Below are 25618 nucleotides of genomic sequence, written 5' to 3'. Positions count from 1 at the left end.
CAAAAACACGGATACGGCAAAACACAAAGGCTACGATGCAGGGAAGAAAGTATCAGGAATCAAGCGCCATATTGCGGTTGACACAGAGGGGCTACCTCATGCCATTGCCGTGACAACAGCCGACATCACGGATAGAAAGGGAGCACTGGAAGCGTTTGAGCAGCACAAGCATTCCTTGGGCAAGGTTGCCAGCGTGCTCGTCGATGGTGGTTATACGGGGCGCCCTTTTGCTGAGGGTGTCCATCAAATTCTGGGGGCGTCCGTACAAGTTGCCAAGCGCAATGAACTCCACACATTTAGTGTCATGCCTCAGCGATGGGTGGTGGAACGCTCTTTTGCCTGGCTTGAGAAATGCCATCGCCTTTGGAAAAACTGTGAGCGACAATTGAATACCAGCTTGCAATTCGTTAATTTGGCATTCCTCACTTTGCTCTTGCGGCGGGGGTGATCAAAAAAGATCTCGAACAGGTTCTTATTCTGCCTATGCATTAAGGCAGGTAAAAGACCGTAATATGCTGCCTGTCATCAAATACCTGATCAAGCATGAAACCCAGGCCGACGTAAAAAAAGCCACTCAGGATGCCTACAATGAACTGATGGGTAAATGACAAACAGGCAGACTGTTGCACTGATGAATCCTGCCTGCTTGAAATGGCGCGCATGAAGACGCTGAACGAGATCAATATCAGCAGCGAAGATGCGGCTAAAAAATACCTGACACAACTTGGCAACAGGAAAATGTCTGTGGAATTCCTCGATGATCTGCACAGGTCAGCAAGGATTAAAGGGAATGGCAAACACGGGCAAGTATGGGAGCACTGGCTAGGCTGCTGGCGACCTGCTGGTGAACATGTAGCAAATCCGGAACCGGAGTAAAACGCAACAGAGAATGCCGACTTTGCAGCGGAAAATGTATAATGCTATGGCGTTAGTGAACACAAGAAAAAGTAGTATAGGAGACACAGGCATTTTCAACAATTCCGGTCATGCAATCAAGGTCCTTCATACCAGTGTTTTTTTCAATATTCTGCCTTGCCATGAAAATTTTCATGACAAGCTTGGTCGGCAGCAAGACCACTTGGGAACATCAGACTTTTTATTGCCCCATTTTTGAGCATTAATTGAAACAGGTTCACAGTTAAATATAATTCCAAATAGCAATATTTTTGTTTGAAATCCGCAACATTTTTACAGCAAAAAAGATATTTGCTTCTTTGAATTTAAGTAATTCTTGACTTGTTTGCTGGCTAGAGAGATAACAGATTCGCCGTCACGCAAACGATTACGCAAACGTTTGCGTGGCACTCGTAGCGAAATCCTCGATTTCGACACGCCCCAATTCAGGGATGGTGCATATGCACCATTTCAGAACACCATTGTTTAACTCAACTTGGGAACTTACCATGCGCAAAACCATTTCTCAGCAACTGCACAAGGGTGTCAGCTTGAGCGTTATCGCCCTGGCGGTCGCGGCTGCCTTCCCCCTGCAATCTGCCTGGGCTCAGGATGCCAAGCCTGCCGCCAAAAATGACGGTACACAACTGGAAACTGTCATCGTTACCGCTAACCGCCGCGCAGAAAACATCAAAGAAGTACCGATGTCGATCTCTGCCATCAAAGGCGAAGCGCTCGATACCTACAATGCCAGCGGCCAGGACATTCGCTTCCTGGCGGCACGCGTACCTAGTTTGAACGTGGAATCCGACTTTGGTCGTTCTTTCCCACGTTTCTATATCCGCGGCTTGGGCAATACAGATTTCGATTTGAATGCATCTCAACCCGTTGGTCTGGTGTATGACGAAGTCGTACAAGAAAGCCCAATGCTGAAAGGCTTCCCGGTATTTGACGTAGACCAGGTCGAAATCCTGCGTGGCCCACAAGGTACCCTGTTTGGTCGCAACTCTCCAGCCGGTGTTTTAAAGTTTGACTCGGCCAAGCCTACCCGCCGCCTGGAAGGTTATGCCAACCTCGGTTTTGGTAATGACAAGGCCATCAACCTGGAAGGCGCCATCAACGTTCCTTTGAGCCAGGAATGGGCGATGCGCTTCTCTGGCCAATCCCAGAGCCGCGATGACCGTGTTACCAATCCGCGTTCTACTGGCGAGAAAAATCTCGAAGGTTATCGCGACAACGCAGCACGCCTGCAATTCTCGTATAAGAGCGGTGATTTCAGCGCTTTGGTGAATTTGCATGGCCGTGACATGTCTGGCAACGCCACCCTGTTCCGCGCCAACATCATCCAAAAAGGCACGAATGAATTGGTGCCAGGTTTTAACTATTCCAACTATCCTACCGATGGCTTGAATTCGCAAAACCTGGAATCGTCTGGTGGCAGCTTGCGCTTGCGCTGGGATATGCCGGGCATGAGCCTGCATTCCATTACTGCGTATGACAAGGCAAAGTTCTATAGCCGTGCTGACGTTGACGGTGGCTATGGCGCGTCTTTCATGCCTACCATGGGCCCAGGCTTCATTCCCTTCCCTGCTGAAACAGCCGATGGCTTGCCTAACCTGAAGCAGATTACCCAAGAGTTCCGTGTTGAATCCAATACCAAAGACCCATTGCAATGGATAGGTGGCTTGTATTATTTCAGCGAAGACTTGCAAGTTGACAGCTTCAACTATGATTCTTTTGCACCTGGCAATCCACAGAATGGCTACGCGGTACAACACCAGAATGCCAAGTCCTGGGCTGCCTTTGGTACCTTGAACTATGCCGTCAACGATCAGTTCAAACTGCGTGGTGGCCTTCGTTACACCAGCGATAAAAAAGAATTTGACGCACAACGCACCTGGACACCAGGCTCAGCATTGGGCACACCAGGCACACCAGTACTCAGAGCCAATCCATCTTCCACCAACATCAGTTGGGATTTGGGCGCCAACTACACACTGGACAAGGCAACTTCAGTGTTTGCCCGTATTGCAACCGGTTATCGTGCGCCGAGTATCCAGGGTCGCGTCCTGTTTGGCGACAGCATCTCCGTCGCTAATTCAGAAAAGACCCTGTCATTCGAAGCTGGTATCAAGAAAGACATCCTGGATAACACAGCGCGTATCAGCGCTACTGTATTCCAGTACACTGCCAAAGACTTGCAGTTGACCGCAGGTAGCGGCAGTGTGAACCAGAACAAACTGGTGAATGCAGACAAAGCCGTTGGTCAGGGTGTTGAAATGGATTTGCAAGCCAACCTGAGTCGCAACTGGAAAACCACAGTAGGTATCAGTTACAACGACACAGAGATCAGAGATGCCAAGCTGTTCGTTGCACCTTGCGGTAACGGCTGTACAGTCACCAACCCTGCCGGCCCTATCGCAGGTACAGTGCTGATCGGCGGTAACCCACTACCACGCGCGCCTAAATGGGTAGGTAACTTCTCGCTGCGTTATTCCACGCAAATCGGCGATGGCACACTTTACGCCAACACCGACTGGTCTTACAAAGACTCATACAATATGTTCTTGTACGAAGCCAAGGAATACAAAGCCAAATCCATGCTGGAAGGTGGCGTACGTGTAGGCTATATGTGGGCCGACGGCAAATATGAACTGGCTGCCTATGGTCGCAACATCACCAACAAGCAACAAGTCATCGCCGCCATCGACTTCAACAACCTGACAGGTATCCTGAACGAACCACGCAGCTATGGCGTGCAGTTCAAGGCTAACTTCTGATCATTTGTTAAGCTCATAAAAAACGCCGGAGTGATCCGGCGTTTTTTATGGGTGACGTGTTTCGGAGTACTAAAGAGTGTGTCGCAATATGGACGATTGTCGTGACGGTTTTGGTTTTGGCCTGCGATCGAAAATTGCGTGCGAAGGTATTTGAAAAAACAGAGTCGAAATAATACGAAACTATAGTTAGCAAGCCTTTCGGCATATTACGAACGCCTCTGGATGCCAGCTAAAAACACGCTGGAATGCTGTTAATAGGATTGCTTCAAATTGACTAACCGTCCATTTCTGTGATGCACCCCAACGTAAAATCACGGACTACGGCATTGACGCTCACCTTCATAGAGCATAACAAAACAACCCCAAGCTACTCCCGCATCCACCTCAACATTTTGGGAAAAGCTGGTTTACCCTCTTTCTCCGCCCGCACCGCCCCCAGACTCAATCCTGCCCACTCCAGAAACGGCAAGCCAATAAAATTACCCGACTCAAACATCTCTATCAACCAGCTGGAATCATCCTTATACCCATTCGGGTGAAAAACAAAATCCAGCGGCAAATCAAGCTCCCTGGCCACAGCCAGAGACCACAGAATAGCCGCGATTTCTTCGCCCTGTGGCGGCCAGTCTTTCTCCTGCTGCTCACTGCCAATCAAGGCACGGCTGGCAGATGGTGTTACCGCAAGATGTCCGGCTTCATGCACCATATCACCAGGATATTTGAGTTTGCCATAATCGACATAAATGCAAGCTGGCCCCAAATCAAGACCAGGCAAGAATGTAGCATGCTCCAATTCGCGTTCAATAACCGTGATGCCTATACTGTCAAGAAAACGCAATACCTTATCCAAACGTGGATCGTCACGAACACTGGGATTCTTTTCTACTACATCGGCTTCCATGGCAAATATAGCTCCTAATTTTTTTGCCGCAAACGCCGTGCAATGCTGGCGCAATGCTCCACTTGTGCGGCAATATTTTCTGGTACGGCAATCTCACCAGTCAGCACGGACCTGATCCAGGCCGCTGTGATTGTAGCGTCTATGCTGTCAGGCACTGCAGGCACTTCGGCCAATGGTTCTTGCTGCGCAGGCACCAGGGTGGTACTCTGCCCTGCGTGAAACCAGTCTATCTGCTGGGCACGACCGGTACTGGCGACAGCCTCACCTTCAGTACCACGCATGAGGAACACATCCCCGGCATCAAAAGGTGCGCAGCGAGTAAAATAGTCTTGCAGCATCAGCAGATATTCAGGGTGGGTATAAGAACTCAGACGCAAGGCAGGCACGATGAAAGGCTGCAAGAGCTTGACCAGGGTGTGAGTAGAATTGCGCACCCCCAGAATACGGCGCAGACTCAGCAAATGTGCCATTGCAGGCGACAAGGTATCGATGGGCATAAAGGCTGGCTGCTTTTGATGCATCTGCTCCAGGACCTGCTCTGGAGTTGTTACCAGAGGCAAACCCAGGGCCTGGAATATCTCAGCCGTAGCGACACGACCAGCATCTGTGCGCACACCATGCACCAGTACAGGTACACCAAGCCGTGCCAGCAACAAGGCCAGCAAAGGTGTCAGATTAGCTTTCTTGCGGGCGCCGTTATAGGTAGGTATCACTACTGGAGCATAAGGGCTATCTGCAGGTGCTTGAAGCGGCAAGATAAAAGGGTGCGCCGCTTGCAAAAAGCCTGCAATTTCGTCTATTGATTCGCCCTTGATGCGCATGGAAAGCAAGATGCCGCCAAGCTCCAGGTCAGAAACCTGACCGGCCAGCATGGCGGTATATAAAGTCGCAGCGTCTTCCTGCGTCATGCTGCGTGCGCCATCCTTGCCGCGCCCGATTTCCTTGATGAATTTGGCGGCCGCCAAAGGCCCGGTCATTTCTGCAACAGGATTTGCGATAAATGGGGGAAATTTCAAACCTTTTCCTTCAACAGTTTCTGGATAAATCGCCACTCATCTAGCTTGACCGGGGTAATTGACAGGCGACTGCCTTTTTGCAGCACCGTCATATCAGCCAGTTCCGGATAAGTCCTGAGTTCTGCCAGGCTCAGCAAGCGTGTTTTGCGCTTTGCCTTGACGTCAACCATCATCCAGCGTGGTGTTTCCTGGGTCGCCTTGGGATCAAAATATTTGCTGTCTTTTTCAAACTGTGTATGGTCGGGATAAGCGGTACTGGCTACCTCGGCCAAACCGGCAATGCCAGGTTCAGCACAACTGGAATGATAAAACAGAACGCCGTCGCCAATGCGCATCCCGTCACGCATGAAATTCCGCGCCTGGTAATTACGTACGCCAAACCAGGGGATACTGGGTAAAGCAAGGACGTCATCAATACTGATCTCATCCGGTTCAGACTTCATCAACCAATATGCCATGTTAAGCACCTGCAAAGACAAAAGGAAATTGTCGCACATTTAGGTATCAAGGACATATTCACCATCAACAACACGGATTGATCTTACATAAAAAAACGGCTGTCATGAAAATGACAGCCGTTCAGAATAAGTCCCCACCGATGCCGCTATGCCGGCATCCTGAACCTGAGCGGTTCAAGTTGGCCACGGTCAATTCAATTTCGGGTTCATCGGACTAGCGACGCTCACACCTATCGAATAATGTTCCACGGCCTATGCACTAAAATGGTTCAAGGAATATATGGCATTGGCGAACACGGCAGGGAACTAAAGTGTACATTGAAATGCCTGCGCGTCGCTAGTTATTTTGATTAAATTAAATAATAAGATGGCAGATCAAAATAGTTTTTCTTGCGGAGTCAAAGCCTGGTCCATGATTTCATGCATATCCTGGATCTTTTGCTTCACCTCTGCCAGAGACAAGCCGGACAAGGGTCCTTCTGGTGATTTGGTGGCCAGTAACTCGGTTGTCATGCTCAGTGCTGCCATGACGGCTATCCTGTCGGTGCCCTTGACTTTGGCAGCATCACGTATGGCAGACATTTTGCCATCCAGATAGGCAGCAGCTTCGCGCAGGGCACGGTCCTCGCCTTCCTTGCAACTGAGCTTGTAGCTCTGGCCCATGATATTGACATCGACCTGTATTACTTTTACTTCGCTCATGCCGCTTCCTTGTCATTCAATACTTCTGCCGGCAATTGTGCCAGCAAGGTGGAGACGCGGTCATGGGCCTGCTGCATGCGTTGTTGCAAGTCTGCATTTTTCGTCATCATGGACGTTACATCGTTACGCAACCTGGCATTTTCGCTGCGCAGGGTATGTGCCAGCACGGAAAGCTGCGTCACTTTTTCAGCTAGCAATTCAAATTCGGAAATCATCATGTCTCAGTGTTTAAAGGGGTATGCAACTCAGCATTTAACTCAGTTGATTAATTATACGAGCAAATTTTCTCTCAGAGCAGATCTATCAAGCTGCTATCACTCAAAATAAGTGCAGCATGGACAGTTTTATCAGAAAATACCTGATTTAAGGCATCAACATAGCCCAGCAACTGCTGGCGATAGCCTGCGTCCTGTCCAGGCAAAAGTTGGCGCTTGTAATCCAGAACCCAGACTTCATGCGAAAAAACCACAACCCGGTCCAGCCGCAATAATTTTTGCTCAACCAGCACATCCATTTCATTGCGTGCATATACATATACAGCAGGATCATAAAATTTCTGCAATGCAGAATTACTGAATATGCACTCAGCCTGTTTGCGTATTGCTGCTGCCACAGTGCTGGAACAGGGCAGCCAGGCGGCGATGGTTTCGGCATCTGGGACGGCAATAGGCCAGGTCTTTGCGTTATTGCTCAAACGCTCCATCAAGGTGTGCAGTGCTATGCCTTCCAGTTGTTCATCACTGCTTACTTCCAGGATCAGCTCTTCAGCAGGCATGGCAAGGGGTTCAAATACCGCCATGCTGAATGACTGATGCTGCTGTACTTCATTCTCAACATTAACCGCAACAGGCAATTTTTCTCCTACGCGATCCAGGTAAGCATACCAACTTGGGGCAGGCTGTTTTTTTCCATTCTGCACCCCACTAACTATCAATACCTGCTTGGCACGGGTGATGGCAACATATAAGAGATTCCAGTTTTCTTGCGTGGCCTGGGCTTCTTCCTGCGCAAAAAAACGGTCACGTGCCGCACCGCGCTGATCTTTCTTCCCAAAGACAGAAAAATGCCTTTCCTCGCCTGCTTGCAAGGGCCATTGACACAGGACGCCTATCCTGTCTTTCATGGATTCACTGTGATTGGCATCCAGCATGACGACTATCTTTGCTTCCAGTCCCTTGGCGCTATGAATGGTAAGGATACGCACAGCATCAGCCGCACTATCAACCGCAGATTCATCAGGTGCATCACTGTCGCCGCCACGGCGCAAGGCGCTCAGGGCAGCGATAAATTTTGGCAGGCTGGGGTAACGCCCGGCATCCAGGTTCAGGGCCAGTTCGGTAAAGCTATGGATATTCCCCGTCACCTGGCTGCGTTGGGCGACTGAAGACGCTTGTGCATAGCGTTGCAAGACCTCACCCTGATGCAGGATGCGATCCAGTAAATCATGCACAGGCAAATAGTAAGAAGCTTCCATCCATTGCTGCAGCAAGCGGGCGGCGCGTTGCAGAACTGGAGAAGACTCGTCTTGCTGCAAGGCTAAGGCTTGCAAGCGCTTCCACCAGGTCGCTTCATCGCGCAACGCCAGGTCAATCAAGTCGTCATCACTGGCTGCCATGATGGGTGACTTTAACACATGTGCCAGTGCACGGTTATCGCCGGGTGTCATCAGGAAATTCAGCAAGGCGATCAAGTCCAGCACTTCCAGCGCATCCAGCAAACCACCGCGACGGCTGGATACAAAGGGAATGCCCGCTTCTCGCAAGGCTTTTTCATAGGCAGACAAATGCGTGCGGCGCTTGACCAGCAACATCACGTCGCTCCAGTGAAAGCTAGCTGCGCCCTGCACGGCACGTATGCCCAGCAAGGCTTGCGCGACTTGTTTACCTTCTTCATAGCGTTGCTGGTTTTCTGCCTCTTCCAGTGGTGTCGTCAACGAATTGCGCAAGGGAAAGCGGGTGGGTGCAACTTCTTCCTCAACAACTTCATCAGACACGACCGCACCTATCAATGGCAACCGCCAAACCGCACCGTCCGCATCTGAAGCCGTTGTCTGCGCATGAAACAACGGGTTGCCATGCATGCTGACATTAAGTACATCAACAATCGCTGGCGCATTCCTGCGTGTCTGGTTGGTACGTAAAACCCGTGCCCCCTGCCCTGCCAGCATATTTTGTGCAGCAGTAAACACTCTGGGCTCAGCACGGCGAAAACGATAGATAGACTGTTTGGGATCCCCCACCACAAACACACTGGGCTTGGCACCATCATCACCATAAGCTTCCAGCCAGGCTTGCACTATGCCCCATTGCAGGGGATTGGTATCCTGGAATTCATCCAGCAAGATATGTTTGTAACGTGCATCAAGACGGCTATGCAAATAGGCTGCATATTCTTCGTTGCTTAGCAGGCGATATGCCTGCCATTCAAGGTCAGCAAAATCAAATACCCGCTGGTCTGACTTCAGGCTTTGGTAGCATTTAAGATAGGCTGTGCCGACCGCAAACAGAGCCTCATTGACTTGCATGACCATTTTTTCGGCACTACGTTTTTGCAGTTGATTCAGCGCCTGCACTATCGCTTCACATTCATCTTCAAAGGCATTGATCTGGTCCAGGCCCAGGTGTTTTTCTATGGAGGTAATCAGCGCTTTGACCTTGACATTGTGTGAGCGGATATTGCCCTGCCCATTGATGAAACCATCGCAAATCATGGCAAAGGCTTCCAGGCTAGGGCCGTCCGTCAAGCCTTGCTCTATCTTGCTGGCATTGGTCTGGTTGTTCTTTGAACCCTGACCCAATACCAGGGCCATGTGGGCAATGCGTTGATATAACTGGGCATCTTCCCAGATGCTGAGCCGCGCATCCTGATACAGGTCTGCACCGCATAAATCACGCAACCAGTCCAGCGGGCCACCCAGCTCAATTTGCTGGTTGCTGGCCCACCATTCTGCCCGCTTGTCGAGGAAGGCTTCCAGCATTTCGCGTGCATTGAAATCCCCAATTTCCTGATACAGGAATAGCAGCGCCTCCTTGATGTCTGCATGCTCTTCCTGCACCAGCATCTGCATGAGCTGACCATAGGCTTCGCGCTGAATATCACCACTGGCTTCCACCAAAGTGAAGCCATGCGGCACGCCAGATGCCAGCGGTGCCAATTGTATCAGGCGACCGAACCAGCTATGGAAGGTGTCCAGTGATAGTGACTGCGGACTGGATAAGACTTTTTCATACAAGCCACGTGCCAGTGGTATGACACTTTGCAAGTCAGCCTCGACAATACCGCGCTCAGTCAGCAATTGCCGCACATGGGCGATATCTGCCAGCGCCAGTTCATGCAGCAAATCCATGAGGCGCTCACGCATTTCCTGCGCAGCCTTGCGGGTAAAGGTAATCGCCAGTAATTCTGCCGGTTCAGCACCTGCCAGCAAAAGACGCAACATGCGCGAGACAAGCAACCAGGTTTTGCCACTGCCAGCACAAGCTTCGACGACAACGCTATGGCGCGGGTCACAGGCAGTTGCCGTAAAGTGTGCGTGGCTGACAGCCTCGCCATTGACTTCATAAGAATGAGAGTATTGCAGGGGTTCGGTCATCACCACGCCCCCTTTCGGCATAGTCCACGCATTTCACAATACTGGCAATTTGCTTCTACGCCGTGTGCTGGCAAGCTTGCACCATTCTGTATAGATGACATGCTGGTTTTAATCGCCAGTGCCAGCTCTGAAACCCAGCGTTCAAAATCATCGGCAGCCACATCGCCAGCCTTGCCCTGACTGAGTTCCAGCGCGACATAACTGCCTGAGCTGATAGGCAAATCCGTCAGCAAGCCGTAAAACGGCAACTGATGATCTTCGCCTTCCTTCAGTCTCCTGCGCAAGTCCATCAGGTTTTTTGTCTTGTAATCGAGTACCGCCACTTCACCATTCGTATTTCTGTCTATGCGGTCTATGCGACCTTTCAGTATGATCTGGCCACTCTGCCATTCCAGCGTTTTTTCATTCTTGATTTCACCCATGTCAAACTGCCAGCCCGCTTCTTCATGCGCCTGCATCCAGGCGACATAGGCGGGGATAACTTTATCCCAGCGCACGCTATAAGCTAGTGCCGCCGGGCTTTTTTGCAATACATCGGCAAAAAAATCAGCGGATATGTTACGCAGCAGGGCTTCTCTATCTACACCAGGCTGCGCGACCTGCACTACTTTCAACTCTTCATGGTAACGCTTGAGGATGGCATGCAACCAGTCACCATAGTCACGCTTTTCCGGCATGTCTGACAGTTCATCCAGCGCACTCAAACCCAGCATGCGCCCGGCAAAAAACTGGTAGGGACATACCACCAGGCTGGTATAAGCACTGGCAGATAAAGTTGAAGGCAACAACGCAGCGGCAGAGGGCGTGGGCATATGCTGAGTGTTGGCTTGCATGGTCCTGGTCGGCATATCAAGGGGATGACTATCCAGCACGCCTTGCTGGGTACGCTCCAGCGTCAGACACAATTGTTCCAGCCAGGGGCTGACGGGATTATGTTCGCCATTCAGGCTGCCCTGCCAGGATAAAACGATGTCGGTATTACTCAGCAATAGCTCAGCAAAGTCACGCAATTGCTGTTGCTGGCGCGACTCGCGTGTTTCCAGTCCACATTCACGCCTGACTGCATTGGCGAAAAATAATATCTCGCTGGCCTGCGATGGCAGGTGTGAAGCATCCGCCCCAACCAACAACACCGCATCAAAAGGACGCAGGCGTGCGCCATTCAGCGGCAACATGACCACGCGCTTGTCGGTATGTGCGAACACAAATGCTGTGCTCTCCAGTTGCAGATTCATCAGGGCACGCCATTCAGCAAAGGTGAATGGCGTTTTCAAATCCTGACAGGCGAGCTGCAGCTTCTGTAGCAGTTGAATGATTTGCGCACCAGCCGGGTCTGCCTGAAAGGCATTGAACATGGAGAGGTCAAAGAATACCTGCAAACTCAGTGCACTCCATTCAGACAGACTGCGCCTGCCTGTGAAGTTGCCAGCCTGCCTGGCCATGGACCTGATCCAGCGGCTCGCTAGCCCGGTATCCTTGCCCGCATCCAGCGCGGCCAATACCGATTCCCAGCCACCCAGCACATTCGCACGACGCAAGACCAACTCTATACGCATGACCATATCGGCCTTGGCAGCGTTGGCATCTTGCTCATGCTCAGTATTGTCCGGGTCTTTCCATAGCAGGTAAGGTGACTTCAAGAAATCCAGCAAGGCCATGGTATCAGCCCGCGTCGTCACCACTTCCAGCCAGGCGGCAATAGCCGCCGCAGCGCGGGTAGTAGACAGTTTCCAGCCGGTTTCATCGGCCACCATGATCTGTGCGCGTTCCAGCAAGGCGCGTATGCGGCGGGAGACGACACGGTCTTGCGCCACGACGGCCACACTTTGCCTGCCGGCCTGCAGCCAGTTGATGATGGTTTGTGCCCCCTGCACCGCCTCATCTTCCAGCGACGTGGCGCGGCACAGACGTATGTGGGAAGTGTCTACATATTCAGTCAGCGCCTGCTGATGCTGGCTGCCAGTATCCTGCAAACCCGGCCAGGCATGATAATACGGCTGCGGCAACGTATGTGCGCGCCAGTCCAGACTGATTTGTAATACACTTTGCTTTTTGGCCCAAGCCTGCAAAAAAGCTTTTTCCATGGGGTTAGGCAAAGTCGGCGCTATCCACAGCAAAGGCTCACTGGCCTGAGCAGCAATTTGCAATAACTGTGCATAACGCTTTACCTGCGGGTCATTGCCATCGAGCTGGCTCTGCCAGACCGACCATACCAGTTGCGTTTCTTCGGATAATAAGGCTTGTGCAGGCGCAGGCAATTGCGCCAGTGCTGCCTGCCAGTCTTTTTCCAGCTTGCTTTTATCCTTGCCTATGGTGGGTAATAAGACAGCGGTCAATTCATCAGACAAGGTCAGCAGTGTTTGCGCCAGTGGCAACAAGTCAGTATTGCGGCGCGCACCAAATAATTTCTTTAACCATGGATGTTGCCTCAATTCAGCATACAAACCCATGAGCCTCTCACTGGCATCACCACCGTAATTACCTTGCAGTGCAGCATCAGGCGCCTGCATTTCCAGCAGGGCAAACAGGGTCTGTATGCGTGGCGGAATGAAATTACCCTGCAATACCGTCCCCAGCGCCTTTAACAGGAGGTGGGCATGCTGATACGTAGGTACGATAACGCGGACGGCAGAAAAATCCCGTTCTTGCTGACGTCCCCAGCCCTGCTCTCTGGCAGAGCGCAAAAAAGCCTGGGCAGCCTGTTGCCAGAATAGCGGGCCAGCGGGTATCAGTTGGGGGGTATGTAGCATTAAGAAAGTGATGGTTTTACCTGAAGAGCAAGTATACTATGCGACTGCCCATGCATTTTGGCGGCAAGCATGACACTTTTCTAAAAAATAGGTTATTATCTATCGCATAGCCAACCACTCCTGACTCATTTTGTTTTAGTCACGGTGCAGCACCATTCAACACCATTGAATTTGTGACTATCACCCCCAGATTCAAACCAGAATGCGGCGCTGTCCCCAAAAACCGACATTCAGTGGCGCTGTTACCCCTTAATTTTTCCCTCTCGTTGAGGATTCCATGAGCGAAAACATCAAATATGTAAGCGATGCTTCATTCGAAGCAGACGTATTAAAATCTAACGTACCTGTATTGGTCGATTTCTGGGCTGAATGGTGTGGTCCTTGTAAAATGATCGCCCCTATACTGGAAGAAGTTGCCAAAGAATATAGCGGCAAAATCATCGTAGCCAAGATGGACGTAGATGCAAACCAGGCAATTCCTGCCAAGTTTGGCATCCGTGGCATCCCTACCCTGATCCTGTTCAAAGATGGTGCTGCTGCAGCGCAAAAAGTTGGTGCATTGGCAAAAGGCCAATTAACCTCTTTCATTGACAGTAATATTTAAGGTATTATTGTGGTCTGAAGCTTTAAAGCTGAAAACAACAAGATTGTTTACAGCTTTAAAGTGAAGAAAATGAAGAGACAGCTGCCCCGGTTGACAACCCTCAACTGCTGCATGCAAATTCAGACCTGAATTACATAATATTAAATAAAACGAAACCAAGACAGAAATTCTTTCTATCCTGTTTAATCCGTAGTTCCTCTGCTCACTCCCCCACCCCATAATCCCATCCCGGGACACTCACCATGCATCTATCTGAACTAAAGGCCTTACACGTATCCGCTTTATTGGAAATGGCCATAGGACTCGATATCGATAACGCTGCGCGTATGCGCAAGCAGGAATTGATGTTCGCGATTCTCAAAAAACGTGCAAAATCAGGCGAACAAATTTTTGGCGATGGCGCCCTTGAAGTATTGCCTGACGGCTTTGGCTTCCTGCGCTCACCAGATGCCAGTTACATGGCCTCGACTGACGATATTTATATTTCTCCTTCGCAAATCCGCCGTTTCAATCTGCATACTGGCGATTCCATCGAAGGTGAAGTGCGCACACCAAAAGACGGTGAACGCTATTTTGCATTGGTGAAGGTGGACAAGGTCAACGGCGAATCGCCAGAAGCCTCCAAGCACCGCATCCTGTTTGAAAACCTGACGCCGCTGCACCCGAACAAGGTATTGACACTCGAACGCGAAATGCGCGGCGAAGAAAATACCACTGGCCGCATCATCGACATGATCGCCCCTATCGGCCGTGGCCAGCGTGGCTTGCTGGTAGCGTCGCCAAAATCCGGTAAATCCGTCATGCTGCAACACGTAGCACACGCGATTACCACCAATCACCCTGACGTGACCCTCATCGTTTTGCTGATCGATGAACGTCCAGAGGAAGTGACCGAGATGCAGCGTTCGGTACGCGGTGAAGTGGTGGCGTCGACTTTCGATGAACCAGCTACCCGTCACGTACAAGTTGCTGAAATGGTGCTGGAAAAAGCCAAGCGCCTGGTAGAAATGAAAAAAGACGTGGTCATCCTGCTGGATTCCATCACCCGTCTGGCACGCGCTTACAATACCGTCATCCCTGCTTCTGGCAAGGTATTGACAGGTGGTGTGGATGCAAACGCGCTGCAACGTCCAAAACGATTCTTCGGTGCGGCACGGAATGTAGAAGAAGGCGGATCACTGACCATCATCGCGACAGCCCTGATCGAAACCGGCAGCCGTATGGATGACGTGATCTATGAAGAATTCAAAGGCACAGGCAATATGGAAGTTCATCTGGAACGCCGCCTTGCTGAAAAACGCGTCTACCCAGCTATCAACCTCAACAAATCCGGCACCCGTCGTGAAGAATTACTGATCAAGCCGGATCAGTTGCAGAAGATCTGGATCTTGCGCAAATTGCTGTATAGCATGGACGAGATCGAAGCGATGGAGTTCATCCTCGACAAGATGAAAGCCACGAAAAACAACGCAGAGTTTTTTGAAATGATGCGCAGAGGCGGATAAGTTTCCGATCTTGTTTTCAGGCTATAAAGCCGTCACGTTTGTGACGGCTTTTTTTATGCCTACTCGGGCTGAATGGCTTACTAGAATGGCTTACTAAGCTACAGCTTTCAATAAAACTATCGTCACCAGAAAAGAAGTATTGCTGATCGCCAGAACTGCGTGCGGCAAACCGGCGGCAAGATACAACAAGTCACCGGCACGCATGGTCTTTGTCCCCGCCTGCAATTCGACTTGCACTTCACCAGACAGGCACTGTATGGTGAGGGGGCCATGGACGTGATGGGAAGGCAGACTCTTTCCCTGTGCCAAGTTCATGCGTATGACTTCAAGATGCTCGTCTTTAAACAAGGCGTGCGCCGGTACAGCTAGTAATTGCCCTTCAGGCACCAGCAAGTTGCTCACTTCTCCTGAGTGTAAATGTGGTGTGGCCATTTTATTCTCCTCGTATTGCAATCAGGCACAGTGGCATGAGCAGCAACAGATCAAGTTGCCACATGAAAATCAATAATGATTTCGCCTGGCTCTTGTGAAACATAGGCCACCTTCACGCCAGTGCCAAAGTGTTGTGCGATTTGTGCCAGCAATGGCAAGGGATTATGGTCATTGCAAAAACGCATGGTTTCCCCTGGTTCTAATGCCGACAAGGCACCAAAAATCGCTGCATGGCGAAAGCGCTTGGCAACGCCACGTGCATCAAATTCATACACACCTTCAGCCAATACGGGAATGGAACAATCGTGAGCCATGATGAAACTCCTTTTAATATAGATTAAATAAGCAAAAATCACAGGGAGAGCCATTTCTGCTCTCCCTTAAATAAATAACTAAGCAATGGCTAAGCCTTGTTGGGAACTTTGGCATAGCTCATATCAGTCGCGCTGGTTTGCACACGCTTTTTGCCAATGAGCAAACGCAGGGCAAATACAGCCAGGCAAACAACACCCATCGAGAACACAATGTCACCAGGAACCCGTAGCCAAACCAGGGTTTCCATGAATTGTGAGTGTATGACCTCTGATGAACGTGCAAACCACATACCTTTGGTAATGCTGGCTACGGCCTGATAAATACCCGCTGGCACAAGTGACATGAACACCATCATTGCCAGTCCAGCATTGAGCAGCCAGAACATCGCCTGCAACAATTTATCGGACCAGAGAGCACGATCAGACAAGCCTCGCAGGCAGAACAACAGCAAGCCTATGCCCAGCATGCCGTAGACACCAAACAATGCGGCATGACCATGTGCAGCAGTCATGTTCAAACCTTGCATGTAGTACAGCGCTATCGGTGTATTGATGGAAAATCCTAGCAAGCCAGCACCAACGGTGTTCCAGAACCCAACGGCAATAAAGCACAATATCGACCACTTGTAAGCCTGCACCCAGGGCGCAGCTTTTGAGCGCTGGTAGTTGCGGAAAGCCTCAACACCTATCAGTGTCAGTGGTACAACTTCAAGCGCTGAGAACATGGCACCAATCGCGATGACAAAAGTCGGTGTCCCGGTGAAATACAGGTGATGCAAAGTACCCAGGATGCCGCCAAACAGGAAGACGATGGTTTCCAGAATAATTGCGCTATTGGCAGTTGCTGCATGTATCAAACCCAGACGGGTGAACAGCAAGGCGATGACTGCGGTGGCGAACACTTCAAAGAAGCCTTCTACCCACAGATGCACCAGCCACCAGCGCCAATATTCAATCATGGAGTAATGCGTGTGTGGCCCCCAGGTCAGTGAGGTGGCATAGAAACCACCGATACACATCGCGGCCAGGAACACCATCGCAATCAAACCACGGCTCTCTGATGGTTTTTTCAGTGCGGGCAATAAGCCACGTCCCAGCAAGGTCACCCAGAACAGCAGACCGACAAATAAAAGTATTTGCCAGACCCGGCCCATGCTGGTGAATTCCAGCCCTTGATTACCTATCCAGAAACTGAATTCATTGCCTTTGTGTTGCAGGCTACCCAGCCAGCCAAATGCAGTAGAACCGACCACGATAAACAGCAAGGCATAGAACAAAAGATTCACGCCAAACTTTTGAAACTTAGGTTCATGGCCAGAAATTGCTGGCGCTATATACAGACCTGTCGCCAGCCAGGCAGTAGCAATCCACAAGACCGCAAATTGTGTGTGTATCGTGCGGCTGACAGTGAATGGCAGTATGTCTGCCAAAGGAAAACCAAAAAAACTATGCCCTTCGACAGCATAGTGGGCCGTAATTACACCCATGCCGACTTGCGCCAGTATCAATCCAATGACGACATAGAAATACTTCCTGGTTGCCCGCATCGAAGGCGTGGGCTTCAGGTCAAACAAAGGATCTGTTTTGGGTGGTACAGGATCACCCTCTTCCTTGCTGATGGAATGATAGAAAATCATACCGGCAATGGCAGCAATCATCAGTATGATACTGGCGACAGACCAGATGCCAGCACCGGCAGTCGGCGTATTGTCCACCAACGGTTCATGTGGCCAATTGCTGGTATAGCTAAGGTCAACGGCACCTGGCCTGTCCGTCGCCGCAGACCATGCAGACCAAAAGAAAAAAGCTGGCAGTGCGTGCAAATCCTTGAATTCTGGCAAAGTACCCCTGTTCATCGCATATTGCTCACGCAATTTTTCCAGTGAAGGATCATTACCAAACAAGGCAATATAATGTTGCGCAACTTGCTGGACTGCCTTGGCACGGTCTGCGCTGAGCATGATCACATTCGTAGATGCCTCGTAAGTATTGCGTCGCATTTCCAGCTTCAGGCGCGCTTTCAACTCTGCCTGATGCCCTGGCTTGAGCTGTTCAAATGATGTTTGTCCTTCCTTTTGCGCCCACACATCCAGCAACGCCAATGATTCACGGTGCAGCCAATCGGCAGACCAGTCTGGTGCAACGTAACTGCCATGCCCCCACACAGAGCCTAATTGCTGTCCACCAGCAGATAACCAGGCTTCCTGACCGAGCGGTACCTGCCCGTCTGAAAATACGACTGTACCCTCGTCACTGACGACTTGTTTGGGAATCGGCGGCGCAGTCAGATAAATTTCTGTGCCTACCCAGCCCAAGACGGCAAAAGACAAGACACAGATGACGGCGAGCCAAGTCCAGAGTTTACGCGTGGCATGCATGGCGTGTTTCCTTATTGGTGAATTGAGAAAATTAGCGGACTCAAGAGCGTGTTTCATCTGACTGAATATTGCCTGCGAAACAAGCTTGACCCATTAAAGATTCATTTTATATACATGTATTTAAAGATACAAACAAAATGAATGTTTAATGAAAATCACTTGATAAAGATCAAATTTTTGACATAATCAGGTAATGCTTCTAAACATCTATACTATATGTATCTAATAGGCTATTGAGAAACAGCGATATGCTTTGACTACGCAGTCTCACTCTCACTCTCACTCTCATTCGCAAAGACAGGCTTTTGGAACCAATATGAGATTAACCGCATTCACCGACTACACTTTGCGCACGCTGATTTATCTGGCACAACATGAAGATAAATTGGTTACCATCCAGGAAATTGCTGAGCTGCACAGTATTTCAAAGAGCCATCTGACCAAGGTTGTCCATCAACTGGGAATGTCAAATAAAGTGGAGACCGTACGCGGTCGTCACGGAGGTTTGAAACTGAATCTGCCGCCAGAAAAGATCAATATCGGAGAAATTGTCCGCAATACAGAAACTGACTTTGATATGGCCGAGTGCTTTGACAGCAACAACAATACCTGCTCTTACTCTGGTTCTTGCAATTTAAAAGGAGTGTTGAGCAATGCGACAGCAGCATACCTGTCTGTTCTTGATGCAGTGACGCTGGCAGATTTGGTGGCAAAAAATAGTACCAGAAAAGTACAAGTTTATCCTCGCAAGAAAAGACAGCAGGATTAACAAGTTCAATTATCTTCCCATAAAAAAGGGCTCCAATCAGAAGATCAGGAGCCCAGTTTTCTACTTCATCCTGCTACAGCTTTATTTACCAGCCAAAATCTCAGGCTTGCTCCAGCCACCACCCACCGCTTTGTAGATGCTGACCACGGCAGACAATTGCGCACGCTTGCTGTCAATCAGGCTTGCTTGTGCCTGGAACAAATCACGTTGTGCATTCAAGACTTCCAGATAGCTGCTATAGCCATTCTTATAGCGCAGGTCAGCCAGGCGCAATGAATCTTTCAAGGCAGTCACCCTGCGCTCGGAAGCCACATTCACCTGCTCATTGGCCGCCGTATTGTTGAGCGCGTCATGCACATCACGGAAAGCGCCCTGCACTGCCTGCACATATTGCGCCAGTGCCTGGTTCTTGCGGGCTTCAGCACCTTGCACTACCGCACCAATTGCACCTGCACGGAAAATAGGTTGCGCGAGGCTACTACCCAGGCTCCACAGCAGCGAAGCAGGATTAATCAAATCCTCAAACACCTTGGATTCATAACCAGCAGTCGTCGTCAGCTTTAGACTAGGAAAGTATTGCGACTTGGCCTGACCGATATCTGCATTGGCAGCTACCAGCGCCTGCTCTGCCGACAGGATGTCCGGACGACGGTTCAGCAAATCAGACGGCAAGTCCGCAGGCATGATCAATTGCTGATGCAAGCTATCAATCGCATTGCCTCGTGCAATCACAGGTTGTGCAATGGCGCTGGCAGAACGGCCCAGCAAGACCGCCAGTGTCGACTCTATATTCGACAAAGACTGTTTGGCCTGGGCGTAACTGATTTCAGATGCCGCAGCTTCAGATTCAGCCACATGCAAGTCGAGCTCACTGGTCGAGCCAGCTGTAAAACGACGCTTTTGCAGACGCAAGTTTTCCTGACGGGTTTTCAAGGTCGAATCAGCCAGGGCCAGTTGGGCATCGGCGGCACGCATGGCGAAATAGCTTTGCGCAACATTCGCATACAGGCTGCTTTGCACCAGGCCACGGTTGGCTTCCTGTGCCAGCAAACGCGCGCGGGCAGCTTCATCTGCGCGCGCCAGTTTGCCCCAGAAATCAACTTCATACGAAGCCGTCAGGCTTAGTTGAAAGTCTTTGCCATAAGGGCTGGCACCAGCCCCCAGCTTGCCGGCATTTTCGCTGGTGCGGGTACGGGTAGCACCCAGATTGGCGTCGACGCTGGGATAGCGATTTGAATTTGCACCTACCGCAACAGCACGCGCTTCTTCTATACGGGCCGCAGCCAGGATCAAGTCCTGATTATTCTTGCTGGCTTCATCCAGCAAGCTATCCAGCACCGGGTCTTGAAAGTTTTTCCACCAGGCGGCATAGTCCACTGCGCCCTGCTTGTTTTGTGTTGCCACTACACCCAGGCTGGCCGGGGTTTCCAGTGCAGGGCGCTGGTAATTTGGCCCTACCGAGGCACAGCCTGCCAGCACCATGCTGGCAACCAGCGTAGTTAATATGAATTTTGTACCAGACATCATTATTCCTTCACATCTGCTTGAGGCGCATTGTGCAAAATATGGACAGGATGCTCAAAATCCTGCTCTGTGGTTTTCAAGCGTCTGTCATTGATCAGCTTGAAGAACAAAGGCACAAAGAAGATCGCCAGGAAAGTCGCTGCCAGCATGCCGCCCAAAACACCAGTACCCAGGGATTGACGTGCAGCCGCACCTGCACCGCTTGAGAAAGCCAGTGGCACCACACCCAAAATAAAGGCCAGCGAAGTCATCAGAATAGGACGGAAGCGCAAGCGTGCTGCCTCCAGCGCTGCAGCCACAGGTGCATACCCCTCATTCACTTTCATGACCGCAAATTCCACAATCAGAATCGCATTCTTCGCTGACAAACCTAATAACGTCACCAGACCGATCTGGAAGTACACGTCATTGTTGAAGTGACGGAGGTACACCGCCAGCAAGGCACCAAAGATACCAAAAGGCATAGCCAGCAAGACCGAGAATGGCAGAGACCATTTTTCATACTGTGCAGCCAGTATCAGGAAAATCATCAATACACCAGCGCCCAGTGCCAGACCTGCGGCATTGCTGCTGCGTTTTTCCTGGAAGGAAGCGCCGCCCCAGTCGTAGACAACATCGGCTGGCAAGACGTTTTTCGCGGCTCTTTCCATCGCTGCAATCGCCTGACCAGAACTAAAACCTGGCTTGGCATCACCCAGCAATTTAATGGACGGCAAGGCATTAAAACGTTGTACAGAATCAGGACCAGTGATGAACTTGATGGTCGTGAATGCGCGCACCGGTATCATCTGCCCGGTATTGGAACGTACGTACATACTGCCTATATCATCCGGCTTGGCACGGTACTGGCCTTCTGCCTGCAACTGCACGGTGTAGATACGGCCGTTCTTGTTGAAGTCATTGACGTAGTAACTACCCATGGTCGCAGCCAGAGTGTTATACACATCAGCCAGGGCCACACCCATGGAGCGAGCTTTTTCATTGTCCACATCAACATACAGTTGTGGCGAATTGGCTTGCCACAGAGTTTTCACGCCAGCCAGCTCGGGCTGCTTGTTGGCTTCCGCAATCAACAAAGGCAAGATCTGAGCCAAACGCTTGACGCCACCTTCACCAGCATTTTGCAGGTAGAACTCAAAACCACCAGTCTGACCTAGACCCTGGATGGCAGGCGGAGCAAAGAATAACGGCAAACCCTCCTTGATGCGGCCGGTCTTCATATAGCTTTCACCCACCATCTGATGAGCGGATTGAGTACGCTCTTCCCAAGGCTTCAAGGGGAAGAACATGGTTGCAGCAGATGATTTCAAACCGCCACCGCCCAGGAAATCCAGACCAACCAGGGCAAAAGTCGTATCGATATTCTTGTTGGTTTTCATGATGGATTCAACGTCACGCACCATTGCATCAGTACGGTCCAGCGAAGCACCTTCAGGCATGATGGCAGCACCGATGAAATAACCCTGATCTTCATCCGGCACCAGACCACCAGGTACATTTTTCCACAACACACCAGTCAGGGCAACCATACCCAGCACCAGTGCGATACCCAGCACAGCACGCTTCATGAAAAAGGTAACGCCATCAGTGTAACGCTTGGTCAGACGCAAGAAAGCTGCATTGAACCACGTAAAGAATCGGTTGTGATTTTCAGAACCAGGCTTGAGCAAGATCGCGCACAGTGCCGGTGTCAATGTCAATGCAACGATACCGGACAAGACCACAGCAATGGAAATCGTGACCGAGAACTGACGATACAATTCACCCGCCAGACCACCGAGGAAAGCGATAGGACCAAAGGCGGCAACCAGTACCAGCACAATCGCGATCACCGGGCCAGTCACTTCATGCATGGCTTCAATTGCCGCATCTTTCGGCGACATCCCCTCTTCGTTCATCAGGCGTTCAACGTTTTCCAGCACCACAATCGCATCGTCCACCACAATACCAATCGCCAGCACCATACCGAACAATGTCAGTGTGTTGATGCTATAGCCAAGCAAATGCAAACCAGCCATGGTACCAATCAGCGATACTGGTACTGCCAGCGTAGGGATGATGGTGGCACGCCAGCTTTGCAGGAACAGATATACAACGATGAACACCAGCACCATCGCTTCGGCCAAGGTTTTCAACACCTCAGCAATCGACTCAGTCACAAACGGCGTGGTGTCATATGGCGTGGCATACTCCATGCCTTCAGGGAATTTCGCCTTCAGGTCCTGCAGCGTTTTTTCCACCGCCTTGCGGGTTTCCAGCGCATTTGCGCCGGTTTGCAAGAACACACCGATGTTGGCTGATGGGTGACCATTGACGCGACCATACAGATTGTAATCCTTGGAACCCAATTCAACCCGTGCCACGTCACTGACACGGATAGCGGCACCACCCTTGGCAGATTTGACGATGATATTGGCAAATTCAGATGGTTCCAGCAAGCGGCCCTTGGCCGTGACTGTCATCGTCAATTCTTCAGTGTTGTTTGGTGGCGCACCAACCTTACCAGCAGCATACTGTGCATTTTGCTCAGTAATCGCATTCGAGATATCGCCTACCGTCACGCCCAGCTGTGCCATGCGGTCAGGACGCATCCAGATACGCATCGCATAATCCTTGGCACCGAAAATCTGGATATTGGTGGTACCCGGCACGCGCTTCAATGCATCCAGCACATTCTGGGTTGCATAGTTGGACAGGAACAAGGCATCGTAACGATTATCTGGCGAGAACAGCGCCGCCACTACCAGGAAATTAGACGAGCTCTTCGAGACCGTCACACCCTGGCGACGTACTTCCTGTGGCAGCTTGGCGTCTGCCTGGCGCACCCGGTTATTGACGTTAACTGCGGCAATATCCAGATCGGTACCTACTTCGAATGTCACGCTGATGGACACACGGCCATCGGCAGACGAGACCGAATCCATATACAGCATGTTTTCAACACCATTGATTTGCTCTTCAATAGGTGCTGCCACTGTGCGCTCTATCACCTCGGCAGAAGCGCCGGGATAAAAAGCAGTCACGTTCACTACCGGCGGAGAAATCTCCGGGTAGCGCGAAATCGGCAGAACGCGCAAGGCGGCCAGACCGGCCAGCACGATGATCAGCGACAAGACAGTCGCGAAGATCGGCCGGTTAATAAAAAATTTTGAGAACATGAATTATTCCTTGTAGCCTTAGCTAAGTTATGCAGCGGATTTTCAGCTGGTCAGAAGCTTAGTGTTTTGCCTCTGCACTGGCCGCAGCACTTGCAGCCGGGGCCGAAGCTGCCGCTGCCGCAGGTTTATCATCAGGTTTGGCCGCTGGTGCACCTGCAGGAGCAGCCGGTGTCGATGCCGCCTTGGCCGTAATCGCGATTGGTGTCACTGTCATGCCAGGATCATGTGCTTTGATGAAGCCATCCACCAACACGCGGTCGCCACCTTGCAAACCCTTGGTCACTATCCATTCACCATGCGACCAGCCATCCAACTCAACCGGTTTCGGCACCAGCTTGTTATCAGGCGACACTGTGAACACGATTTTCCCCATAGGGCTGTCTATCACTGCACGCTGAGGTATCGCAATAGCCGCACTGCGGGTAGCACCGCTGAGTATCACGCGCACAAACTGGCCTGGGCGCAAAGTACCTTCAGGATTAGGCACCTGGGCACGGGCATCAAATCCGCCAGTTGCCGGGTTCACCTTTTCACTGACAAAATTCATCTTGCCTGTGACAGGAGCCATGCTGCCGTCAGCCAGCTTCAACTGCACATCAAACGCCAGGCTGCCGTTATTGGTTTTCTTGCCAGGCAAGGCAATCTTGCCAGCGCCTACATCCTTGCTCAGCTTCAGGTAATCTGCTTCAGGTACGCTGAAGTTGACATACACTGGATCAGTTTGCACGATGGTCGTCAACAAACTGTCCGCCGCTGTCACCAGGCTGCCGTTGGATTTGGCGGCAACTCCCGTCACACCATCGATAGGCGCCACGACACGGGTATAACCAAGATTGAGTTTGGCTTCATTGACCTGCGCCTGCACCTGCTTGTAGCTGGCTTCTGCTGTTTCCAACGCAGACTTGGCATCGTCAAACTCTTTCTGGCTGATGGCTTTCTCTGCTGCCAGTGGCGTCAGGCGGGAAAATTCGCGCTTGGCCTGGTTCAGCTTGGCTTCTGCCACACCAGCAGACGCTTCTGCAGATGCCAGTTGCGTGCGGTAAGCACCCGGGTCAATCTGGAACAGAACAGTGCCAGCCTTAACGCGCGAACCTTCTTCATACAGGCGATTTTCTAAAATACCGGCAACACGGGCGCGCACTTCTGTCTCACGTGAACCTGCGGTTTGCGCCGCATATTCAAAGTCCATGCCCAGGTTGCGCGGCTGCACGGTCACGACATTCACTTCCGGCGGTGGCATCTTGCCAGGTCCGGCAGCGTTTGCCCCACCTTTGTCGCCACAGGCAGCCAATACCAGCAAAGGTAGGCTGATGGCAGCAATACGCAAGGCAGGCAAAGCCTGAGTCATATGACTGGTTATCGAAGATAGCTTAAATACATTTGTTATTGGTTTTGCAGGGGAGCGCATAGGAGATTCTTTCTTCTAAAAGGAAAGGCGGTGTGCTATTATATACATTCACGAATGTTTGTAAATAAAGTTTTTAAACAGCCCTACTTAATTACAGGGAATTTTGGTGACATCCGGATACTTACCTGCCACGAAAAACCACCGTTGTATGGTTGAAATACAGTGAAACAGAGGTGGTTTTTTGTAAGCCGTGTTTGCAAGACTCTTCGTGAGTTGGTTTCAAATTAACAAGAATTGTTTGCAGTCATTAGCAGCATGAATGACCAGCGCGGCAATTAAATGCTTTATAAAGCAGACTGATGAAAGCCTCATGACATCCCGATCCCAAGGGTTGATAGAGACTGGCAAGTCAGACAAGAAAACAAGTATAGAGCAGACAATAAATTTCTGCTGCCAGGCAACAAGTTTGATCTGGAACAGCGCGATTTTTAAA

Annotated in this window: 19 protein-coding genes and 1 other RNA gene; 6 read left to right on the top strand and 14 right to left on the bottom strand. The window is 50.8% G+C overall.

Annotated elements, in window-relative coordinates:
* The 3 genes from Q8K39_RS07775 to Q8K39_RS07765 form a co-directional block, all read left to right on the top strand.
* Nucleotides 1-448: IS5 family transposase (locus Q8K39_RS07775; RefSeq protein WP_305259210.1), on the top strand; the 448-nt coding region annotated here is incomplete at its 5' end.
* 212 nt (nt 449-660) lie between these two features.
* Nucleotides 661-876: a hypothetical protein gene (locus Q8K39_RS07770; protein ID WP_305259208.1), complete on the top strand. Its 216-nt coding sequence runs from the start codon at nt 661-663 to the stop codon at nt 874-876.
* A gap of 527 nt (nt 877-1403) precedes the next feature.
* Nucleotides 1404-3674 carry a TonB-dependent receptor gene (locus Q8K39_RS07765; protein WP_305259206.1) on the top strand — a complete coding sequence of 757 codons (2271 nt, stop codon included), beginning with the start codon at nt 1404-1406 and terminating at the stop codon, nt 3672-3674.
* 367 nt (nt 3675-4041) lie between these two features.
* Here Q8K39_RS07765 and Q8K39_RS07760 read toward each other — a convergent pair whose 3' ends face one another.
* The 8 genes from Q8K39_RS07760 to Q8K39_RS07725 form a co-directional block, all read right to left on the bottom strand.
* Nucleotides 4042-4575: a hypothetical protein gene (locus Q8K39_RS07760; protein WP_305259204.1), complete on the bottom strand. Its 534-nt coding sequence runs from the start codon at nt 4573-4575 to the stop codon at nt 4042-4044.
* Nucleotides 4576-4589: 14 nt separating this feature from the next.
* The gene (gene ybiB, locus Q8K39_RS07755) at nt 4590-5552 is read right to left on the bottom strand and encodes a DNA-binding protein YbiB (protein ID WP_305259216.1); all 963 of its coding nucleotides are present in this window, start codon (nt 5550-5552) and stop codon (nt 4590-4592) included.
* A gap of 35 nt (nt 5553-5587) precedes the next feature.
* Nucleotides 5588-6049, bottom strand: coding sequence for an EVE domain-containing protein (locus tag Q8K39_RS07750; RefSeq protein WP_305259201.1), 462 nt, complete (start codon nt 6047-6049; stop codon nt 5588-5590).
* Nucleotides 6050-6176: 127 nt separating this feature from the next.
* Nucleotides 6177-6357, bottom strand: a non-coding RNA gene (gene ssrS / locus Q8K39_RS07745) — 6S RNA.
* 67 nt (nt 6358-6424) lie between these two features.
* Entirely contained in the window at nt 6425-6751 is a 327-nt protein-coding gene (locus tag Q8K39_RS07740; protein ID WP_186955292.1) for a cell division protein ZapA, read from the bottom strand.
* A complete protein-coding gene (locus Q8K39_RS07735) occupies nt 6748-6969 on the bottom strand; it encodes a DUF904 domain-containing protein (protein WP_370868576.1) in 222 nt (73 codons plus the stop codon). Before Q8K39_RS07735 ends, Q8K39_RS07740 begins: the two co-directional genes overlap by 4 nt.
* A gap of 71 nt (nt 6970-7040) precedes the next feature.
* Entirely contained in the window at nt 7041-10343 is a 3303-nt protein-coding gene (locus tag Q8K39_RS07730; RefSeq protein WP_305259199.1) for an exodeoxyribonuclease V subunit beta, read from the bottom strand.
* The gene (locus Q8K39_RS07725) at nt 10343-13093 is read right to left on the bottom strand and encodes a PD-(D/E)XK nuclease family protein (RefSeq protein WP_305259197.1); all 2751 of its coding nucleotides are present in this window, start codon (nt 13091-13093) and stop codon (nt 10343-10345) included. Before Q8K39_RS07725 ends, Q8K39_RS07730 begins: the two co-directional genes overlap by 1 nt.
* A gap of 277 nt (nt 13094-13370) precedes the next feature.
* Here Q8K39_RS07725 and trxA point away from each other — a divergent pair, with 277 nt between their 5' ends.
* Together trxA and rho are read left to right on the top strand one after the other, a co-directional pair.
* On the top strand, nt 13371-13697 hold the full coding sequence (gene trxA, locus Q8K39_RS07720) for a thioredoxin TrxA (RefSeq protein WP_305259196.1): 327 nt from the start codon (nt 13371-13373) through the stop codon (nt 13695-13697).
* Nucleotides 13698-13939: 242 nt separating this feature from the next.
* Complete coding sequence (gene rho / locus Q8K39_RS07715) at nt 13940-15202, top strand: transcription termination factor Rho (RefSeq protein WP_110257254.1); 1263 nt, start codon at nt 13940-13942, stop codon at nt 15200-15202.
* A 93-nt stretch (nt 15203-15295) separates the two neighbouring features.
* On the opposite strand, the gene Q8K39_RS07710 is transcribed toward rho, so the two are convergent.
* The 3 genes from Q8K39_RS07710 to Q8K39_RS07700 form a co-directional block, all read right to left on the bottom strand.
* Nucleotides 15296-15634, bottom strand: coding sequence for a cupin domain-containing protein (locus Q8K39_RS07710; protein ID WP_186955287.1), 339 nt, complete (start codon nt 15632-15634; stop codon nt 15296-15298).
* Between the two features lie 50 nt (nt 15635-15684).
* Nucleotides 15685-15948 (bottom strand): DUF2249 domain-containing protein, encoded by a 264-nt coding sequence (locus tag Q8K39_RS07705; protein ID WP_186955286.1) that lies wholly within the window; start codon nt 15946-15948, stop codon nt 15685-15687.
* Nucleotides 15949-16037: 89 nt separating this feature from the next.
* Nucleotides 16038-18326 carry a nitric-oxide reductase large subunit gene (locus tag Q8K39_RS07700; RefSeq protein ID WP_305259191.1) on the bottom strand — a complete coding sequence of 763 codons (2289 nt, stop codon included), beginning with the start codon at nt 18324-18326 and terminating at the stop codon, nt 16038-16040.
* 316 nt (nt 18327-18642) lie between these two features.
* Here Q8K39_RS07700 and Q8K39_RS07695 point away from each other — a divergent pair, with 316 nt between their 5' ends.
* Nucleotides 18643-19095 carry an Rrf2 family transcriptional regulator gene (locus Q8K39_RS07695; protein WP_305259189.1) on the top strand — a complete coding sequence of 151 codons (453 nt, stop codon included), beginning with the start codon at nt 18643-18645 and terminating at the stop codon, nt 19093-19095.
* An 81-nt stretch (nt 19096-19176) separates the two neighbouring features.
* On the opposite strand, the gene Q8K39_RS07690 is transcribed toward Q8K39_RS07695, so the two are convergent.
* Genes Q8K39_RS07690 through Q8K39_RS07680 form a run of 3 tightly spaced genes read right to left on the bottom strand, consistent with a single transcriptional unit; the run spans nt 19177 to nt 25125 of the window.
* The gene (locus Q8K39_RS07690) at nt 19177-20619 is read right to left on the bottom strand and encodes an efflux transporter outer membrane subunit (protein WP_305259188.1); all 1443 of its coding nucleotides are present in this window, start codon (nt 20617-20619) and stop codon (nt 19177-19179) included.
* Between the two features lie 2 nt (nt 20620-20621).
* The gene (locus Q8K39_RS07685) at nt 20622-23777 is read right to left on the bottom strand and encodes an efflux RND transporter permease subunit (protein WP_186955282.1); all 3156 of its coding nucleotides are present in this window, start codon (nt 23775-23777) and stop codon (nt 20622-20624) included.
* A 58-nt stretch (nt 23778-23835) separates the two neighbouring features.
* Complete coding sequence (locus Q8K39_RS07680; protein WP_305259186.1) at nt 23836-25125, bottom strand: efflux RND transporter periplasmic adaptor subunit; 1290 nt, start codon at nt 25123-25125, stop codon at nt 23836-23838.
* Nucleotides 25126-25618 lie beyond the last annotated feature (493 nt).

The organism is Undibacterium sp., assembly GCF_030683615.1.
Classification (GTDB): Bacteria; Pseudomonadota; Gammaproteobacteria; order Burkholderiales; family Burkholderiaceae_D; genus Undibacterium; species Undibacterium umbellatum.
This window is presented reverse-complemented; position numbering and strand designations above follow the sequence as displayed.